This window comes from Pseudomonas putida (genome assembly GCA_041879295.1).
GTDB classification, from domain to species: Bacteria; Pseudomonadota; Gammaproteobacteria; order Pseudomonadales; family Pseudomonadaceae; genus Aquipseudomonas; species Aquipseudomonas putida_Y.
The window spans coordinates 1188037-1206524 of sequence record CP047152.1 but is presented as its reverse complement, the minus strand read 5'-3'; the positions used below and the strand labels follow the sequence as shown (position 1 = coordinate 1206524).

Annotated in this window: 11 protein-coding genes and 4 pseudogenes; 8 read left to right on the top strand and 7 right to left on the bottom strand. The window is 60.7% G+C overall.

From position 1 onward, the window contains the following. Positions 1-3: 3 nt before the first annotated feature. Positions 4-3903: a phosphoribosylformylglycinamidine synthase gene (gene purL, locus GST84_05610; GenBank protein XGB11864.1), complete on the bottom strand. Its 3900-nt coding sequence runs from the start codon at positions 3901-3903 to the stop codon at positions 4-6. A 494-nt stretch (positions 3904-4397) separates the two neighbouring features. Here purL and mltF point away from each other — a divergent pair, with 494 nt between their 5' ends. After that, entirely contained in the window at positions 4398-5855 is a 1458-nt protein-coding gene (gene mltF, locus GST84_05605; protein ID XGB11863.1) for a membrane-bound lytic murein transglycosylase MltF, read from the top strand. Between the two features lie 92 nt (positions 5856-5947). On the opposite strand, the gene tadA is transcribed toward mltF, so the two are convergent. Further along, a complete protein-coding gene (gene tadA / locus GST84_05600) occupies positions 5948-6427 on the bottom strand; it encodes a tRNA adenosine(34) deaminase TadA (protein XGB11862.1) in 480 nt (159 codons plus the stop codon). After that, positions 6427-7806 carry a multicopper oxidase domain-containing protein gene (locus GST84_05595; protein XGB11861.1) on the bottom strand — a complete coding sequence of 460 codons (1380 nt, stop codon included), beginning with the start codon at positions 7804-7806 and terminating at the stop codon, positions 6427-6429. Before GST84_05595 ends, tadA begins: the two co-directional genes overlap by 1 nt. 339 nt (positions 7807-8145) lie before the next feature. Here GST84_05595 and GST84_05590 point away from each other — a divergent pair. The 6 genes and pseudogenes from GST84_05590 (at position 8146) to GST84_05565 (ending at position 12448) form a co-directional block, all read left to right on the top strand. After that, a pseudogene (locus GST84_05590) lies at positions 8146-8522 on the top strand (hypothetical protein). A 76-nt stretch (positions 8523-8598) separates the two neighbouring features. Next, positions 8599-9669, top strand: a complete 1071-nt coding sequence (locus GST84_05585; protein XGB11860.1) for an ADP-ribosylglycohydrolase family protein — start codon at positions 8599-8601, stop codon at positions 9667-9669. A 216-nt stretch (positions 9670-9885) separates the two neighbouring features. After that, positions 9886-10209, top strand: a pseudogene (locus GST84_05580) (transposase). After that, positions 10164-10328, top strand: a pseudogene (locus tag GST84_05575) (IS256 family transposase). Before GST84_05580 ends, GST84_05575 begins: the two co-directional pseudogenes overlap by 46 nt. Positions 10329-10652: 324 nt before the next feature. Then, on the top strand, positions 10653-12119 hold the full coding sequence (locus tag GST84_05570; GenBank protein ID XGB11859.1) for a hypothetical protein: 1467 nt from the start codon (positions 10653-10655) through the stop codon (positions 12117-12119). An 8-nt stretch (positions 12120-12127) separates the two neighbouring features. Beyond that, positions 12128-12448: a hypothetical protein gene (locus GST84_05565; protein XGB11858.1), complete on the top strand. Its 321-nt coding sequence runs from the start codon at positions 12128-12130 to the stop codon at positions 12446-12448. Between the two features lie 269 nt (positions 12449-12717). Here the strand turns inward: GST84_05565 and guaA are convergent, their stop codons facing one another. From guaA to GST84_05545, 4 genes and pseudogenes are all read right to left on the bottom strand, one after another. Then, entirely contained in the window at positions 12718-14295 is a 1578-nt protein-coding gene (gene guaA / locus GST84_05560; GenBank protein XGB11857.1) for a glutamine-hydrolyzing GMP synthase, read from the bottom strand. Between the two features lie 78 nt (positions 14296-14373). Further along, positions 14374-15843 carry an IMP dehydrogenase gene (gene guaB, locus GST84_05555; GenBank protein ID XGB11856.1) on the bottom strand — a complete coding sequence of 490 codons (1470 nt, stop codon included), beginning with the start codon at positions 15841-15843 and terminating at the stop codon, positions 14374-14376. Positions 15844-15929: 86 nt separating this feature from the next. After that, on the bottom strand, positions 15930-16487 hold the full coding sequence (locus GST84_05550; GenBank protein ID XGB11855.1) for a sugar ABC transporter ATPase: 558 nt from the start codon (positions 16485-16487) through the stop codon (positions 15930-15932). A gap of 47 nt (positions 16488-16534) precedes the next feature. Next, positions 16535-16675 (bottom strand): annotated as a pseudogene (locus GST84_05545) (sulfite exporter TauE/SafE family protein). A 431-nt stretch (positions 16676-17106) separates the two neighbouring features. Here GST84_05545 and GST84_05540 point away from each other — a divergent pair. Further along, on the top strand, positions 17107-18486 hold the full coding sequence (locus GST84_05540) for an exodeoxyribonuclease VII large subunit (GenBank protein XGB11854.1): 1380 nt from the start codon (positions 17107-17109) through the stop codon (positions 18484-18486). Positions 18487-18488: the final 2 nt, after the last annotated feature.

Genomic DNA, 18488 nt, shown 5'->3' with positions numbered 1-18488 from the left:
GCCTTAGTTCACCCACACCCGCGCGTTGCGGAACATACGCATCAGCGCGGCGTCTTCCTGCCACTCGTCCGGGCGCCAGGAGTTCTGCACAGCGCGGAACACACGCTCCGGGTGCGGCATCATGATGGTCACGCGGCCGTCGCGGCTGGTCAGGCCGGTGATACCACGCGGCGAGCCGTTCGGGTTGGCCGGGTAGGCTTCGGTGACCTTGCCATGGTTGTCGACGTAGCGCAGGGCCACGCAACCGGACACATCGGCTTCCAGCAAGGCTTCTTCGCTGGCGAACTCGGCATGGCCTTCACCGTGGGCGATGGCGATCGGCATGCGCGAACCGGCCATGCCCTGCAGGAAGATCGAGTTGGACTTCTGCACCTCGACCATGGCCACGCGGGCTTCGAACTGCTCCGAGCGGTTGCGCACGAAGTGCGGCCAGTACTCGGTGCCCGGGATCAGCTCGTGCAGGTTGGACATCATCTGGCAACCGTTGCACACGCCCAGGGCGAAGCTGTCGGTACGCTCGAAGAAGGCCTGGAAGGCGTCACGTGCACGGGCGTTGAACAGCGCCGACTTGGCCCAGCCTTCACCAGCGCCCAGCACGTCACCGTACGAGAAGCCGCCACAGGCGACCAGGCCCTTGAAGGCTTCGAAGTCGACACGGCCAGCGAGGATATCGCTCATGTGCACGTCGATGGCGGCGAAGCCGGCACGGTCGAAGGCGGCTGCCATCTCGACCTGGCCGTTGACGCCCTGCTCACGCAGGATGGCCACTTGCGGGCGCACGCCTTTCTTGATGTAAGGCGCGGCGATGTCGTCGTTGACGTCGAAGCCCAGCTTGACCGACAGGCCCGGGTTGTCTTCCTCGAGCAGCAGGTCGAATTCCTGGTCAGCGCAGTCGGCGTTGTCGCGCAGGCGCTGGATCTGGTAGCTGGTTTCAGCCCACTGGCGCTGCAGCATGCGACGGTCATCGTCGAACAGCACTTCGCCATTCAGGCTGATGGTCACTTCAGCGTTGTTGACCGGCTTGCCGATCACCGCGACGCATTCTTCACCCAGGCCGGCAGCGCTGAACTGAGCCAGCACGTCCGGGGTAGCATCCTGGCGAACCTGGATCACCGCGCCCAGCTCTTCGTTGAAGAGGATGGCCGGCACTTCGCCCTTGCTGTCGGTCAGCGGGTCGAGTTGCAGGTCGAGGCCGCAGTGGCCGGCGAAAGCCATTTCCAGCACGGTGGTGACCAGGCCGCCGTCGGAACGGTCGTGGTAGGCCAGCAGGTGGCCGTCGTCGTTCAGGCCCTGGATCACGGCGAAGAAGGCTTTGAGGTCTTCGGCGTCGTCGACGTCCGGTGCCTGGGCAGCGATCTTGCCGTAGGTCTGGGCCAGGATCGAGGCACCCATGCGGTTCTTGCCGCGGCCCAGGTCGATCAGGATCAGGTCGGTCTCGCCCTTGTCCATGCGCAGTTGCGGGGTCAGGGTCTTGCGGATGTCGGTGACCGGGGCGAAGCCGGTGATGATCAGCGACATCGGCGAGGTGACGCTCTTCTCGACGCCCTCGTCGCTCCACTTGGTCTTCATCGACATCGAGTCTTTGCCGACCGGAATGGTGATGCCCAGCTCCGGGCACAGCTCCATGCCGACAGCCTTCACGGTGTCGTACAGGCGTGCGTCTTCACCCGGGTGACCAGCAGCGGACATCCAGTTGGCCGACAGTTTGATGTCGGACAGCTTTTCGATGCGCGAAGCCGCCAGGTTGGTCAGGGTTTCGCCGATGGCCATGCGGCCGGACGCCGGGGCATCCAGCAGCGCCAGCGGCGTACGCTCGCCCATGGCCATGGCCTCACCGGTGTAGACGTCGAAGCTGGTGGCGGTAACGGCGCAGTCCGCCACCGGAACCTGCCACGGGCCGACCATCTGGTCGCGGGCAACCAGGCCGGTGATGGTGCGGTCGCCAATGGTGATGAGGAAGCTCTTGCTGGCCACAGCCGGGTGGTTCAGCACGCGCTGGACGGCGCTGTCCAGGTCCAGCTCGCTCGGGTCGAAGTCATCGCCCAGCTCGGCTTCGCGGGTAACCGAACGGTGCATGCGCGGCGGCTTGCCCAGCAGCACGTCCAGCGGCATGTCCACCGGGGTATTGCCGAAGTGGCTGTCGCTTACGGTCAGGTGCGGCTCTTCAGTCGCTTCACCAACCACGGCAAACGGGCAACGCTCGCGCTCGCAGATGGCCTTGAAGCGCTCGAAGTCGACTGCGCTGACGGCCAGCACGTAACGCTCTTGCGATTCGTTGCTCCAGATTTCGTGCGGGGCCATGCCCGGCTCGTCATTTGGCACGTTGCGCAGTTCGAAGCGACCACCGCGGCCGCCATCGTTGACCAATTCAGGGAAGGCGTTGGAAATACCGCCAGCGCCCACGTCGTGGATGAAGGCGATCGGGTTGCTGTCGCCCAACTGCCAGCAACGGTCGATGACCTCCTGGCAACGGCGCTCCATTTCCGGGTTTTCGCGCTGTACCGAAGCGAAGTCCAGGTCAGCCGAGCTGGCACCGGTAGCCACCGACGAAGCAGCGCCGCCGCCCAGGCCGATCAGCATGGCCGGGCCGCCAAGCACGATCAGCTTGGCGCCGACGGTGATTTCGCCCTTCTGCACATGGTCTTCACGGATGTTGCCCATACCACCGGCGAGCATGATCGGCTTGTGGTAGCCGCGCACTTCTTCACCGTGGGGGGTGTCGATGGCTTGCTCGAAGGTACGGAAGTAGCCGGTCAGGGCCGGGCGACCGAATTCGTTGTTGAACGCAGCGCCACCCAGAGGGCCTTCGATCATGATGTCGAGGGCGTCGACGATACGCTCGGGCTTGCCATAAGCCTGCTCCCAAGGCTGTTCGAAGCCCGGAATGCGCAGGTTGGACACGGTGAAGCCGGTCAGGCCGGCCTTGGGCTTGGCACCACGGCCGGTTGCACCTTCGTCGCGGATTTCGCCACCGGAGCCGGTGGAGGCGCCGGAGAACGGGGCGATGGCGGTCGGGTGGTTGTGCGTTTCCACCTTCATCAGGATGTGCACCGGCTCCTGCACCGCGCCGTACTGGCGGGTTTCAGGGTTCGGGAAGAAGCGGCCGGCAACGTTGCCGACGATTACCGAGGCGTTATCCTTGTAGGCCGACAAAACACCTTCGTTGTGCATCTGGTAGGTGTTCTTGATCATGCCGAACAGGCTCTTATCCTGAGCCTGGCCGTCGATATCCCAACTGGCGTTGAAGATCTTGTGACGGCAGTGCTCGGAGTTGGCCTGGGCGAACATCATCAGTTCGATGTCGTTCGGGTTGCGCTTGAGGCCCTGGAAGGCATTGACCAGATAGTCGATTTCGTCTTCGGCCAGGGCCAGGCCCAGGTCGATATTGGCCTTGGCCAGGGCGTCGCGACCGCCGGAAAGGATGTCCACGGAGGTCATCGGCTTGGGCTGGGCGTGGCTGAACAGGTCTGCGGCCTGCTCCAGCTGGCCGAGCACACGCTGGGTCATGCGGTCGTGCAATTCGGCGGCGATCAGTTCGGCGTCAGCGTCGCTCAGGGTGCCGGCCACGTAGTAGGCGATGCCGCGCTCCAAGCGCTGGATCGACTGCAGGCCGCAGTTGTGGGCGATGTCGCTGGCCTTGCTGGCCCATGGCGAAATGGTGCCCAGGCGCGGCACTACCAGGAACAGACGACCCGTCGGCTCCTGTACCGGCACGCTCGGGCCGTACTTGAGCAGACGGCCCAGCACCTGCTGCTGGTCGGCGGTCAACTCGCCGTCAACATCGGCGAAGTGGGCAAATTCGGCATACAAACCAGTAACAGCGGGGACTTTCTGGCTCAGTTGCTCGAGTAATTTACCGTGGCGAAAGGCAGAAAGGGCAGGAGCGCCGCGCAGGATCAACATCGTCGGGACAGCCTCAGGAAGGGGTGTGCTTAGAGGCCGTGCATTCTAGCCTAATTCGATGGCTTTCGGCACCTGCTCTAAGCCATGCCTGCCGGGCGGCGGAACCGGACTTTTGGGTCAGAATTTTGGATGTTCGCCTGAAGATGTTCGTCGCCTGGCAGATCGAGCGCCGTCCGCACGGCGCATCGCGAGCTGCGCTCGCTCCTACGTTTGTTTCAGGCCAGTAACGTCAGTGACAGGCGCGCGCGACCGTGTGCTCCGTACGACGCGATATTCCGTCATGCGCCAAGGCGCTCGCGCGTAACTCCTGCAGAAATAACTGGCCGCAAACAAACGTAGGAGCGAGCGCAGCTCGCGATGCGCCGTGCGGACGGCGCTCGATCTACCAGGCGACGAACCTCTAACGGCAAGCCACACAGCACGGAACCCGCTACCAGACAAGCTAACAGTTGTCGAGATATGGTTGGGCCAGTCCTTTGCGTATACTGCAACCTATGTTCGCCCACACTGCTTTGCGCCAGCGTTGCGCCAAATGGCTTCTCGCAACCGGACTCTTTCTGCTGCTAGGTGCCTGCGTTGAAAAACCCAGCACCCTCGAGCGCGTGAAGGAGGATGGCGTGCTGCGCGTAATCACACGCAACAGCCCGGCAACCTACTTCCAGGACCGTAACGGCGAAACCGGCTTCGAGTACGAACTGGTCCAGCATTTCGCCGACGATCTCGGCGTAAAGCTGCAGATCGAGACCGCCGACAACCTGGACGAGCTGTACGACTCCCTCGGCAAGCCCTCCGGCCCGGTACTGGCTGCTGCCGGCCTGGTCAGCAGTGAGCGGCGCAAAGCGCAGGTGAAATACTCCCATCCCTATCTGGAGGTGACCCCGCAGGTCATCTACCGCAACGGCCGCCCACGCCCCACCAGCGCCAAGGGTTTGGTCGGCAAGAAGATCATGGTGCTCAAGGGCAGCAGCCATGCTGACCAGTTGGCCGAGCTGAAAAAGCAGTACCCGGCCTTGCAATATGAGGAATCCGACGCCGTCGAAGTGGTCGACCTGCTGCGCATGGTGGACGAAGGTCAGATCGACTTGACCCTGGTGGACTCCAACGAACTGGCGATGAACCAGGTGTATTTCCCCAACGTGAGGGTCGCCTTCGATTTGGGCGACACCCGCGACCAGCGCTGGGCAGTGGCAGCAGGCGAAGACAACAGCCTGCTCAACGAAATCAACGAATTTCTCGACAAGGCACAGAAGAACGGCACCCTTCAGCGTTTGAAGGACCGCTACTACGGCCATGTTGACGTACTCGGCTACGTCGGCGCCTACACCTTCGCCCAGCACCTGCAACAGCGCCTGCCCAAGTACGAGAAGCACTTCAAGAGCTACGCCAAGGTCGAGCAGGTCGACTGGCGCCTGCTGGCAGCCATCGGCTACCAGGAATCGATGTGGCAGCCGGAAGTCACCTCCAAGACCGGCGTGCGCGGCCTGATGATGCTGACCCAACGCACCGCCCGGGCCATGGGCGTGTCCAACCGGCTGGACCCGAGGCAGAGCATCCAGGGCGGCGCCAAGTACTTCATGAAGATCAAGGAAGAGCTTGATGACAGCATCAAGGAGCCGGATCGAACCTGGTTTGCCCTTGCCGCCTACAACGTTGGTGGCGGCCACCTTGAAGACGCCCGCACCCTGGCCAAGCGCGAAAAGCTAAACCCGAACAAGTGGCTGGACGTGAAGAAGATGCTGCCGCGGCTGGCTCAGAAGCAGTGGTACCGGCAGACCAAGTACGGCTACGCCCGTGGTGGCGAACCGGTGCATTTCGTGGCCAACATCCGCCGCTACTACGACATCCTCACCTGGGTGACCCAGCCGCAACTCGAAGGCCAGGTGGCCGAGGGCAACCTGCATGTGCCCGGGGTCAACAAGAACAAGCCGGCGGATCAGTCGCCACCGATGTAAGCCTTTCAGGGCCTCTTCGCGGGTAAACCCGCCCCTGCATAATTCGCACAGAACTTACAGGAGCGGGCTGCCCGCCAAGAGCCGGATGCAATTCAGGCCTTGGCCCGACGAGCCCTGAAGAAATCGCTGAGAATCTGCCCGCACGCCTCGGCCAGCACCCCGCCCTCCACCATCACCCGGTGATTGAGAAAGCCTTGGCCAAAGAACTGTCCCTGGCTCTGCACGACCCCCGCCTTGGGTTCCAGCGCGCCAAACACCACGCGCATCACCCGCGAATGCACGATCAGCCCCGCACACATGCTGCACGGTTCCAGGGTCACATACAGGGTGCTGCCGGGTAGCCGATAGTTGCTGGCCGACCTGGCTGCCGCCCTGATCGCCACCATCTCGGCATGCGCGCTGGGGTCACTGTCGATGATCGGCCGGTTGAACCCCTGGCCGATCACCTGTCCGTGCTGCACCAGTACCGCGCCCACCGGTACCTCGCCCAGCGCCGCGCCTTCGGCGGCCAAACCCAGTGCCAGCCGCATGAATTCCTGATCGCGACTGCGATCGATGATCTGCGGACGCATCAGACCACCGCGATCGCGGCCATCAGGCCGGTTTCCATATGGTCGATGACGTGGCAGTGGAACATCCAGGTCCCAGGGTTATCCGCCACCAGCGCTACCTGGGCACGCTCGTTCTTGCCCAGCAGGTAGGTGTCGGTGAACCACGGCTCCTTGATGTCGTGACGGTTGGAGCCGATCACCTTGAAACTCATGCCATGCAAGTGGATCGGGTGCTGGTACTGGGTCATGTTCTTAAGCTCGAAGATGTAGCTCTTGCCCTTTTGCAACGTGGCGATGGGGCGGTCGGCGCAGGTCTTGTCGGTGATATCCCAGGCCTGACCGTTGATCTGCCACAAGCTCGGCGGTTTGCCCGCGTCAGTTGTGACAGAGACGCTGGCGGCCCACTCGAAATTGAAGTTCAGCTTTTCGGCATTCTCCAGGTCCGGCTCGGCGATCGGATTAGGCGGCAGCGCTGGCGGCCAGTCACTCGGCGCGTCGTTGCTGGCCACCGAACGCAGGGTGCCCAGGCGCACGAAACCATCGCGCAGGGAGATTTCCTCACCCGCCTCGGGAATGCGAATGGCCAGACAGATACGCATGCCCGGGCCTAACCAGTACTCATCCAACGCACGCGGGGTGACCGGGTTGCCGTCGAGGGCATAGATTCGCGCCTCGCAGTTGCCTTTGAGGTTGAGGCGATAGGTCCAGGTGTTGTCCAGGTTCAGCAGGCGCACCCGCACCACCTGGCCGGCCGGCAGCTCGGTGATCGAGTCGGCCTGGCCGTTGATGGTGATCAACCGCCCGGCAGTGCCGTTGCGCGCGGCCTCGCGCGGGATGCTGAAAGGCAGCCATGCGCCCTGCTCGTCCACATGCCAGTTCTTCAGGCTCAGCGTACGCTCATGCTGGAACCCGGTGGGTTCACGCTCCTCGACGATCAGCGGCCCGACCAGACCGCGGCCTAGCTCTTCGGAGCTGCTGACATGGGGGTGATACCAATAGCTGCCGGCGTCCGGCACGCGGAACTTGTAATCGAAGTATTCACCTGGCTTGACCGGCAATTGCGACACATAAGGTACGCCGTCCATTTCCAGCGGTAGGCGAATGCCGTGCCAGTGGATAGTGGTCTCGACCGGCAGATGGTTGATAAACCTAACCCGCAGCCAAGTGCCCTGGCGCACGCGCAGCTCGGTGCCCGGGGCCGATGGGCCGAAGGCCCAGGCCTCGGTCTTGAACCCCGGCACCAGCTCCACTTCCAGCGGGGCGGCAATCAGCTCGTAGTCATGCCCGGCGTTTTCGTCCTCGACCTTGCCCAACCAGTATCGCGCCGCGCCCCCGGCGCCCAGGCCTACTACAACCAGGCCGGTCAGGCCCTTGAGCATTTGTCGACGGGTGAAGGACATCGGTGCGGGTACCTCGTATTCTGCGCAATCAGTCTGTCAGCAAGGCGCTGACGATGAAGGGCGAATACGATACACCTGCAAATGGGAAATATTAAGTGAAGTATCCAACCATCTTCCGCTTTAGCTACGGATTGGCTGGGCGACCGGCGTAGCAGAATCAATCGACAGCGCCGACATCAATTCGACACCATTGCCAGAGGCACCTCGGATGAGAAAATGCCTCGCAGTGCAATCATCAGCTCATTTGGCGGTTGGCTTGACTGCCAGGGCGGTGCATGGGAATGAATCGCCGTCAGCCAGCACACTCACCGAGCCTTCTCTAAAGGAATGCAATGGTAAATGGACTTATCAGCTTACGTCCCTAGTTGGGGCGACATCGAACGCAACCTGGACCAGAGGTTCAGCGCCCTGAATCAGAGCGTCAGCAGCGGCTTGCGCAATGCCCATGACAGCTGGGACGGTTTCACCCGCCGTGTAAGCGATGGCGCCAGCCAGGCCTATGGCGCTGTAGGCGCGCATCGAATCGACAGCGTCCGGCAGGCGATGGCGCTGTCCTACCCCATGATGCAGTCAAATCTGTCCCGCACATGGGCATCCATCAACATCGACCAGATTTTCCCCGTGCTGCTCAAGCTGGTGCGAGAAGTGGTGATGATTCTCGGCGGCAGCGTCGCGCTGGGCGGCGTTATAGCGGCGCGGTAGGTTCTCTCGCCTTCCGCCAGGTACCTCTTTCAGAGTACTGAATCGGATTGAGCAAGGCCCCACGACTCATCTCTTATTAGAAAAAGTACTATGATCGACCTGCACAGCTCCACCCTCGCCGTTACCGAATATGCCTACCGGTACAACCACTTGCTGCCAGCGCCCACCCCACGCGAATCCGCAAGCCGTGGCTACGTACACCCGCAATGGCAAAATTCGCGCGCCTGCACACTCACCCCCGATCAATCGCTCGACAGAGCCAAGGGGGCATTGCTGGGGTTGGCCATTGGCGATGCCGTAGGCACCACGCTGGAGTTCTTGCCCCGTGATGCCAAGCATGTCGATGACATGGTCGGCGGCGGGCCGTTCAGGCTCAAGCCAGGTGAGTGGACCGATGATACGAGCATGGCGCTTTGCCTGGCGGACTCGTACCTGGCGTGCATGCGATTTGATCATGCCGATTATCTTGAGCGTCTGTGCAGGTGGTACAAGCAAGGGGAAAACAGCGCTAACGGTGTCTGCTTCGACATTGGCAATGCAACCCGCCTTGCCTTGGAAGGATGGCTACGGCAAGGCTTGGACTGGTCAGGCAACACAGACCCGAACACGGCCGGTAATGGCTCGATCATCCGACTCGCCCCGACCGCCATTTTCAGGCGCCACATGCTACCGTCCACCTGGCGCGAAGCCCAAAGTCAGAGTCGGACCACCCACCGCGCGCCCGAAGCACTGAGTTGTTGCGAACTGCTGGGTGCGCAGCTGCACCTCGCCCTGAACGGCGCAGACAAGGAGGAAATATGCCGCCCCATGGTGCGCCCATTGCAGCCCCGCGCCACGATTATCAACGCTGGCGAATACAAGGAAAAAAGCCGCGACCAGATTCGCTCCTCAGGGTATGTCATCGACACCTTGGAAGCTGCACTGTGGGCAGTGTGGAATACCGACAACTTCAGGGACGCAGTGCTTCTGGCAGCAAACCTGGCAGACGATGCCGACAGTGTGGCAGCCGTGGCGGGGCAACTAGCCGGGGCGTTGTACGGGGTATCCGGCATGCCCGTGCAATGGGTAAAGACAGTGGCGTGGTCAGAACACATACAGGACCTCGCCCAAGCGTTGCACGACCAGGCGCCTGAAAGCGACCCGTTCTACTCGCTGAGATAATGCACGCAGCGGGGCAGATGAACGTGAGTAGCCGATAGACCTCAGAATGACAAAGGCCCGCGATTACGCGGGCCTTTGTGTGTTACAGGTCATCTGACACTGGCTATTGCCATGTGCCGGCTTATTCCCACTCTATTATCAACGACTAGAAATACCCCATAAATATCATCTATTTACGAAACATAAATCTCATAACACCACAAATAATGCCATATCGGTTCTGCCATCAGCAATTCCTTGGATTACAGCCTGAAAAGCTGGACGGCACTGTAGCGCTACCACGATGACGGGGCTGTGCCCATTGATAATAATTGGTGCGAGTACCAGATACGGCGCTAGGCGCTGGGGCGCAAGAACTGGCTCTTTGCACGGTCTCTACGGAGCTCTAAACGCGCCGCCGCGATCATGAGCTTGATCCAGTCGGCCCGCAACAACGGACACGATCCGTATGCCTACCTGAAGGACGTGCTGACACGCCTGCCAACGCAGCGGGCGTCGTGGGCATCTTCCCCTACGATCCAGCGATCACACGGCTGGTAGGTGCGATGCTGCTGGAGCAGAACGACGAGTGGTGCCTGCAACGACGTTACATGCAGTTGGAGGCCTTTGAAGCAGTCAGCGATAATCCACAGGCCAAGCTGTCGGCCGTGATCAATTAAACGGCCAACTCAGTGGCCAGAGCCATGATGAGTTACACCACTTCCTGGGACACGATCAAAAGTAAAGCGATAGCGCGGGTAATTGAACTCGATATTTCCAGTGGTTACAGCGAGTTATGCGAACTGAACCAGCAGCCGCCATCTTATTGCCACTATTGCTGTAATGCCGCGTGAGCGTAAAGAATGCAGCACGTTCGGAATTCTATCGGTTGTCTCAACGGCAATCATGGCACTAAGCTATACGTTACTCAGCTTATTGACCGCTGTAACACCTGCATGCGCGCTGACTGAACGCGCGCCTTCACCAAGGACTGTGATGTGTAAATGGACCTTCTAGCCCATGTCCCCAGTTGGGACGATATCGAACGTAACCTCGACCAGAAATTCGGCGAGCTAAACCAGAGCATCAGCCATGGATTGCAGAGTGCTCATGACAGCTGGGATGGTTTTACCCGTCGTGTCAGTAATGGAGCCAGCCAGGCTTATGGCTATCTCGGTGGGCACCGCATCGACAACGTACGTAACGCCATGACGTTGTCCTACCCGATCATCCAGACCGATCTTCGCCGTAAATGGGCGTCCATCAACATCGAGCAGATCCTGCCAGTGCTGCTGGAGTTGGTTAAAGAAGTCTCAATGATTGTGGGAGGGAGTGTGGCGGTGGGTGGCGCCATCGGCGGCGCGGTTGGCTCGCTTGCTTTTGGCGCGGGCGCGCTACCGGGCGCAATGGTTGGAGGCGGGATTGGGTTGCAAGTGGGCAACCTGATTCTGATGGGTTTGGGTTTGGCGGCCATCGCTGACTATTTCTATCAAGGCTTACCCACCTGCCTTGCGAGCCTGCAAGAAGGACTCGCTACGGCCTGGTACGCATCCGACGGCGTCAAGCCAGAAGGGCTTGATCCTACCGGCGGCTCTTCGGCGCAGATCCAGGAGCGAACAGAACGCGCAGCACGACAACTTGCGCGTGGGCAGGAGCAATTGGTGTTGCTGCTGTTGACGGCCATCGTCACCTACCTCACTCGCGGCCAGATGAAGGCTGGGGTGATGAATAGTATGGAAAGCATTGCAACGCGCAGCGCCAAGCTTCAGGCGGAGATCTCCAATAGGCAGTTTGCGGATTGGTTGGCGAAGAATGAGCAGAAGATTCTGGCGCAGCCTGAGTTGCAGATCAAAGGCGTCAGTTCAGTTGAGACCCTAGCGCGTGAAACTGAGATGCGTGATTTTTACGCCAAGCAGGATCCTACATTCACTTCAGTGGAAAATAAACGACAAAAAGCCAAAACATTTGAGCCCAAGGGTTTAAGCACCCAAACAGTTCAAGAGTATTTGGCTAGCGAGGAAGGGAGAAAATATTTCGCTAAAATTATAGCAGCAGCTCCTGATACATCGCCTGATGTTCTCATTGAGAGAGCTTTTAGCCAAATCGCATCAGGCAGTACCATACCGGTGACCACACACATAACAACCCCCCTTGTGAAAATTGTACCTATTGGCGAAAAGGGCGTTTCTGATTTCTCACCTTTTTTTACCACCATGGATGAATTAAAAGCGGCTGCAAAATCTGGAAGAACCCTAGCGGACTCACTTGGCTTACCCGTCATTAGCGAAAACTCGAGATACTCTATATTTGAGATCACCCCACTCCAGCCTACTGAGGTTTTTATGAGCAAAGTAGCACCAACGGTGGAGTTTGGAGGTAATATCACGAGAGCTGGAGGGGCGTCCCAATACCTGGTGCCTAACAGACAAGAGTGGTCTGCTGCGAAACTCATAGGCGAAATCGATAACTAGGAATCATCATGGACATTCTGGCTTTAAAAAAAGCGGCAGTAGAACTACGAAAAAATCTCGAGCTACACAAGAAAACAGAGCCAGCAGCGCTATATTTATACGAACAATTGGAGCATTTAATATCCGCAGCTGAGCGGGGCGAAATTAGCACTCCAGTTGAGGCTAGGGACGTACCAGGCAGTAAAATTATGGATGAGTCAAATCTCAGAAAATACAAAGAGCTTTCGGAAGCTTATAGCACCTTCTACATCGAGCTTATTGGAATCCGAAATTCAGAAACATACAAAATGATGGAAGACATGATTAGAGAAGCTCGAAAGGAGGAGTAAAAACCAGGATGTCTGTTACGCAGTTTCTTAGCTGGCGTGCCCCCTGCATGCGCGCTGACTGAATGCGCGCCTTCACCAAGGACTGTGATGTGTAAATGGACCTTCTAGTACTCTCGACACCATGTCGGCATTTCTAATGCCGATCATGGTATCGAGGTACTTGTGCAGATGCCAACCATCCGCACCATGAAAAACGCCATTAATGACACAGTAAAAGTAACTATCTATCTTTATTTTTTACAACTAGATCAGATAGTTACGAATACCCCCTACTCCCACTCGATGGTCGCCGGCGGCTTGCTCGACACGTCGTAGGTAACGCGCGAAATACCGTCGATTTCGTTGATGATACGACCGCTGACAGTTTCCAGCAGCTCGTACGGCAGGTGTGCCCAACGCGCGGTCATGAAGTCCACGGTCTCGACGGCACGCAGGGCCACGACCCAGGCGTAGCGACGGCCGTCGCCGACGACGCCGACCGACTTGACCGGCTGGAATACCACGAATGCCTGGCTGGTCTTGTGGTACCAGTCGGCCTTGCGCAGCTCTTCGATGAAGATGTGGTCGGCGCGACGCAGGATGTCGGCGTATTCCTTCTTCACTTCACCAAGGATACGCACGCCCAGGCCCGGGCCCGGGAACGGGTGGCGGTAGACCATGTCGTATGGCAGGCCCAGCTCCAGGCCGATCTTGCGCACTTCGTCCTTGAACAGTTCACGCAGCGGCTCGACCAGCTTGAGGTTCATCTCCTCGGGCAGGCCGCCGACGTTGTGGTGCGACTTGATCACGTGAGCCTTGCCGCTCTTGGCGCCAGCCGACTCGATCACGTCCGGGTAGATGGTGCCCTGGGCGAGGAACTGGATGTTTTCCAGCTTGCTGGCTTCGGCATCGAACACATCAATGAAGGTGCGGCCGATGATCTTGCGCTTCTTCTCCGGGTCGGCTTCGCCGGCCAGGTTGTCGAGGAACTGCTTTTCAGCGTCGGCGCGGATTACCTTGACACCCATGTTCTCTTTGAACATGGCCATCACCTGGTCGCCTTCGTGCAGGCGCAGCAGGCCGTTGTCGACGAATACGCAGGTCAGCTGGTCGCCGATGGCACGGTGCAGCAGCGCGGCAACCACCGAGCTGTCGACGCCGCCGGACAGGCCCAGCAGAACGTTGGCCGAACCGACTTGCGCACGCACCTGGGCGATGGCGTCTTCAACGATGTTGGACGCCGTCCACAGGGCTTCACAGCCGCAGATGTCCTGCACGAAACGGGACAGGATGCGACCACCTTGCTTGGTGTGGGTCACTTCGGGGTGGAACTGCACGCCGTAGTAGCCGCGGGCGTCGTCGTACATACCGGCGATCGGGCAGCTTGGGGTGCTGGCCAGAATGCTGAAGTTGGAAGGCATCTGGGTGACCTTGTCACCGTGGCTCATCCACACGTCCAGGCCCAGCACGCCATCGTCGTCAACGTGGTCTTCGATGCCGTCGAGCAGGCGGCTCTTGCCGACAACGTCCACGCGGGCATAACCGAACTCACGCAGGTCGGAACCTTCTACCTTGCCGCCCATCTGCTCGGCCATGGTCTGCATGCCGTAGCAGATACCCAGCACAGGCACATTCAGGTCAAACACGGCTTGCGGAGCGCGCGGGCTGTTGGCTTCGTGGACCGACTCGGGGCCGCCGGCAAGGATGATGCCGCGCGGGTTGAATTCGCGGATCGCTTCATCGTCCATGTCGAACGGGTGCAGTTCGCAGTACACGCCGATTTCGCGCACTCGGCGGGCGATCAGCTGGGTGTACTGGGAACCGAAATCGAGGATCAGGATGCGGTGAGCGTGAATGTCGAGGGCCATGACTCAATCTCGTCAGTGGAAATCGGAAACGACGCGGGGCTGTCATGACAGCCCCGCTTTATGTTGTAGCTGGAAGCCTCAGCCTACGCGGTAGTTAGGGGCTTCTTTGGTGATTTGCACGTCATGCACGTGGGACTCGGCCATGCCGGCACCGGTGATACGTACGAATTCCGGCTTGGTGCGCATTTCTTCGATGGTTGCGCTGCCGGTGTAGCCCATGGACGAACGCAGGCCGCCCATCAGCTGGTGGATAATCGCGGCCAAGGCACCTTTGTAAGGAACGCGGCCTTCGATGCCTTCCGGTACCAGCTTCTCGGCGCCGGCCGAGGAGTCCTGGAAGTAACGGTCGGACGAGCCTTGCGCCTGTGCCATGGCACCCAGCGAGCCCATGCCGCGGTAAGCCTTGTAGGAACGGCCCTGGAACAGCTCGACTTCACCCGGGGCCTCTTCGGTACCGGCGAACATCGAACCCATCATCACGCAGGAAGCACCGGCAACGATGGCCTTGGACAGGTCACCGGAGAAGCGGATACCACCGTCAGCGATCAGTGGCACGCCAGTGCCTTCCAGCGCTGCGGCAACGTTGGCGATGGCGCTGATTTGCGGCACGCCGACACCGGCAACGATACGGGTGGTGCAGATAGAGCCAGGGCCGATACCGACCTTGACCGCATCGGCACCCGCTTCGGCCAGGGCCTTGGCGGCAGCGCCGGTGGCGATGTTGCCGCCGATCACCTGCACTTGCGGGTAGGTTTCTTTCACCCAGCGTACGCGGTCGATCACACCTTTGGAGTGGCCGTGGGCAGTGTCGACGACGACAACATCAACGCCAGCCGCCACCAGCGCAGCTACGCGCTCGCCGGTGTCCTTGCCGGTGCCGACGGCGGCGCCGACGCGCAGGCGACCCTGGTCGTCCTTGCTGGCCAGCGGGTAAGCCTTGGCTTTTTCGATGTCTTTGACGGTCATCATGCCCTTGAGGTTGAACTTGTCGTCAACGATCAGGACTTTTTCCAGACGATGCTTGTGCAGCAGCTCGCGAACTTCGTTTTTGTCGGCGCCTTCGCGGACGGTGACCAGACGCTCTTTCGGCGTCATCACGTCACGGACCTTGGCGTCCAGACGATTTTCGAAGCGCACGTCACGGGAGGTGACGATGCCGACCAGGTCGCCGTTCGCCAGCACCGGCACACCCGAGATGTTGTTCAGGCGGGTCAGCTCGAACAGGTCGCGCACAGTGGCATCGGCGTCGATGGTGATCGGGTCCTTGACCACGCCAGCCTCGAACTTCTTGACCTTGCGCACTTCGCCGGCCTGTTGTTCGATGGTCATGTTCTTGTGGATGATGCCGATACCGCCTTCCTGAGCCATGGCAATGGCCAGACGCGCTTCGGTCACGGTATCCATGGCAGCGGAAACCAGCGGAATGTTCAGCTCGATGCCACGGGTCAAACGGGTCTTGAGACTGACTTCATTGGGCAGTACCTCGGAATAGCCAGGTACAAGGAGGATATCGTCGAAGGTCAGGGCTTCTTGGCTGATACGCAGCATCGCGGGGGCTCCCGGGCGGGAAAAATGGAAGCGCGCCATTATACTCATGCATGGCGCGCCGCTCAATGCAAAATAAGGGCCTTCGGTCAGGCTTGTGGCAGTTTTACCTGCACCACGGCCACCGGCTGGTCGAGCCAGTCGGCGAAGCTGTCGAGAAAGGCCTGGGTGAACCCGGCCTCGCCCCAGTTGTTGAAGATGAACCCCAGGTTGGAAAAGGCACATGGCTGCAGGTAAATGAAGCCATTGATGTCATCTTCGAAGCCGCACAGTGGGCAGGTAAAGTTGTCGCTCACTGCCGGCATCCACTCTTCCAGGCTTTCGAACAACGGCTCGCCTACCTCGCGCCGGCACTCCGGGCAACCGGCTTCTTCGAGGAAGCCTTCGGTGGGGGTGTAGATGCAGCGCTTGAGCATCACTTCCAGGCCGTTGACCGGCTCGCCGAAGGGCAGTTTTTCCGGGTGCAGGGCCACTTTGCGCGCCCCTGCCGCCAGGGCATGGCCCATGCGGTTGCCGGTGCGACCGCAGGTGGTCAGTTGCTCCTCGACGACTTTTTCGCGCACCAGCCAGCGCAGGATGGCGCGGGAGCGGGCTTCATGCACCGGGACGGTAGACAGCTTTGGAACGATGATGCTCTGGGTGTTCATGAACGGGACAAGCCTGAGAAACGCCGGTAATGACGCAATTCTACCGCTCAGGCGCTCAGGTAGCGACCAATCAACGCCAGGCCGCTGGCCAGCACCAGCAAGGTGACCAGGCGTACGAACGCTTCGCGGGACAACCGGTTGGTCAATCTACGCCCTACCCACAGGCCAGTGAACATGATAGGCAGCAGGTAGGCGATGCCGAAGACAATGTAGGCCCCAGCGATGGCCATGAGGAGAGCTGAGCGAGCATCGTGCCGAGTTCCTGGGTAGTCCTTGTATTCGTCGCAGGATTGCGCCGGGGCAAACAGGTGCATGTCTTGGGGTTTTTGGTGCCTGTGAGATCGAGCGCCGCCCGCGCGGCGCATCGCGAGCTGCGCTCGCTCCTACGTTTGTTTCGGGCCAGTAACGCCTGTGACAGGCGCGCGCGACCGCCTTGTTTGTAAGACGTGATATTGCGCCATGCGCCAAGGCGTTCGCGCGCAAATGGCACAGGAATAATTGGCCAAAAACAAACGTAGGAGCGAGCGCAGCTCGCGATGCGCCGCGCGGGCGGCGCTCGATCTCACAGGCACCACAAACCCCAAGACATGCACTCACCCAGCCCAGTATCATGCCCACCATGATCAGAGACCCCTTTGAACGACTCGGCCTGGACCGCGAGGTCCTTACCGTCAGCCAACTCAACGGCCGCGCCCGCGTGCTGCTGGAAGACGTTTTCCGCAGTGTGTGGGTGGAAGGCGAAATCTCCAACCTCGCCCGCCCGGCGTCCGGCCACATGTACTTCACCCTCAAGGACAGCGGCGCCCAGGTGCGTTGCGCGTTGTTCCGGCAGAACGCCACGCGGGTACGCCAGGCACTGCGAGACGGCCTGGCGGTGCGGGTGCGCGGCAAGGTTTCGCTGTTCGAGGGACGTGGCGACTACCAGCTGATTCTCGACACCGTCGAGCCCGCCGGTGATGGCGCGCTGCGCCTGGCTTTCGAGGCCCTGAAGGAAAAGCTCGGTGCCGAGGGACTGTTCAGCACCGAACGAAAGAAGCCACTGCCGGCTCACCCGCAGCGCATCGGCATCATCACCTCGCCCACTGGCGCGGTGATCCGCGACATCATCAGTGTGTTCGGCCGCCGTGCCCCGCAGGTGGAGCTGAACCTGATCCCTACGGCGGTACAGGGCCGCGAAGCCATCGCGCAGATCGTACGCGCCATCCGCCTGGCCGACAGCCTCGGCTTCGATGCGCTGATCCTGGCGCGTGGTGGTGGTTCGCTGGAAGACCTGTGGTGTTTCAACGAGGAAGCCGTGGCGCGTGCCGTGGCCGCCTGCGTCACGCCAATTGTCAGCGCCGTGGGCCATGAAACCGACGTGTCGATCAGCGATTTCGTGGCTGACGTGCGCGCGCCCACACCGTCTGCTGCCGCCGAGCTGCTGGCCCCTGACAACAGCGGCCTTCGGCAACGCCTGGATGGCCTGCAACGGCGCCTGCTGCTGCGCATGCAGAACCGCCTGACCCACGACCGCCTGCGCCTGGAATCACTTACCCGGCGCCTGCGCCACCCAGGCGAGCGTTTGCGCCAGCAGGCTCAACGCCTGGACGACCTGGACATGCGCCTGCGTCGCGCGTTCATGCTCAACCTCAACCAGCGCCGCGAACGCCTGGCACGCCTGGACGCCCGCCTGGCCGCGCAGCATCCGGGGCGTAACCTGAAACTGCTGAACCAGCGCCTGGACAGCCTGGCCGAGCGCCTGCCACGGGCCATGCGTGAGGTGCTCAAGGACCGTCGCCAGCGGTTCCAGGCCCAGCTGCAGACACTGCAAGTGGTCAGTCCGCTGGCCACCCTGGCCCGCGGATACAGCATTTTGCTGGATGAACAAGGCCAGGCCATTCGCAGCGCCGAACAGACCCGCAACGGCCAACGCCTGACTGCCCGCCTGAACGAAGGCGAGCTGCTGGTGCGCGTCGAAGACAACCACCTGACCCCGGTCACCCTCTCACTACTGGACTGACA

What these genes read in the sequence shown, in the direction of transcription:
- purL (XGB11864.1), bottom strand. Translation starts at nt 3,903, where the DNA reads ATGTTGATCCTGCGCGGCGCTCCTGCCCTTTCTGCCTTTCGCCACGGT.
- mltF (XGB11863.1), top strand. Translation starts at nt 4,398, where the DNA reads ATGTTCGCCCACACTGCTTTGCGCCAGCGTTGCGCCAAATGGCTTCTC.
- tadA (XGB11862.1), bottom strand. Translation starts at nt 6,427, where the DNA reads ATGCGTCCGCAGATCATCGATCGCAGTCGCGATCAGGAATTCATGCGG.
- GST84_05595 (XGB11861.1), bottom strand. Translation starts at nt 7,806, where the DNA reads ATGTCCTTCACCCGTCGACAAATGCTCAAGGGCCTGACCGGCCTGGTT.
- GST84_05585 (XGB11860.1), top strand. Translation starts at nt 8,599, where the DNA reads ATGATCGACCTGCACAGCTCCACCCTCGCCGTTACCGAATATGCCTAC.
- GST84_05570 (XGB11859.1), top strand. Translation starts at nt 10,653, where the DNA reads ATGGACCTTCTAGCCCATGTCCCCAGTTGGGACGATATCGAACGTAAC.
- GST84_05565 (XGB11858.1), top strand. Translation starts at nt 12,128, where the DNA reads ATGGACATTCTGGCTTTAAAAAAAGCGGCAGTAGAACTACGAAAAAAT.
- guaA (XGB11857.1), bottom strand. Translation starts at nt 14,295, where the DNA reads ATGGCCCTCGACATTCACGCTCACCGCATCCTGATCCTCGATTTCGGT.
- guaB (XGB11856.1), bottom strand. Translation starts at nt 15,843, where the DNA reads ATGCTGCGTATCAGCCAAGAAGCCCTGACCTTCGACGATATCCTCCTT.
- GST84_05550 (XGB11855.1), bottom strand. Translation starts at nt 16,487, where the DNA reads ATGAACACCCAGAGCATCATCGTTCCAAAGCTGTCTACCGTCCCGGTG.
- GST84_05540 (XGB11854.1), top strand. Translation starts at nt 17,107, where the DNA reads ATGATCAGAGACCCCTTTGAACGACTCGGCCTGGACCGCGAGGTCCTT.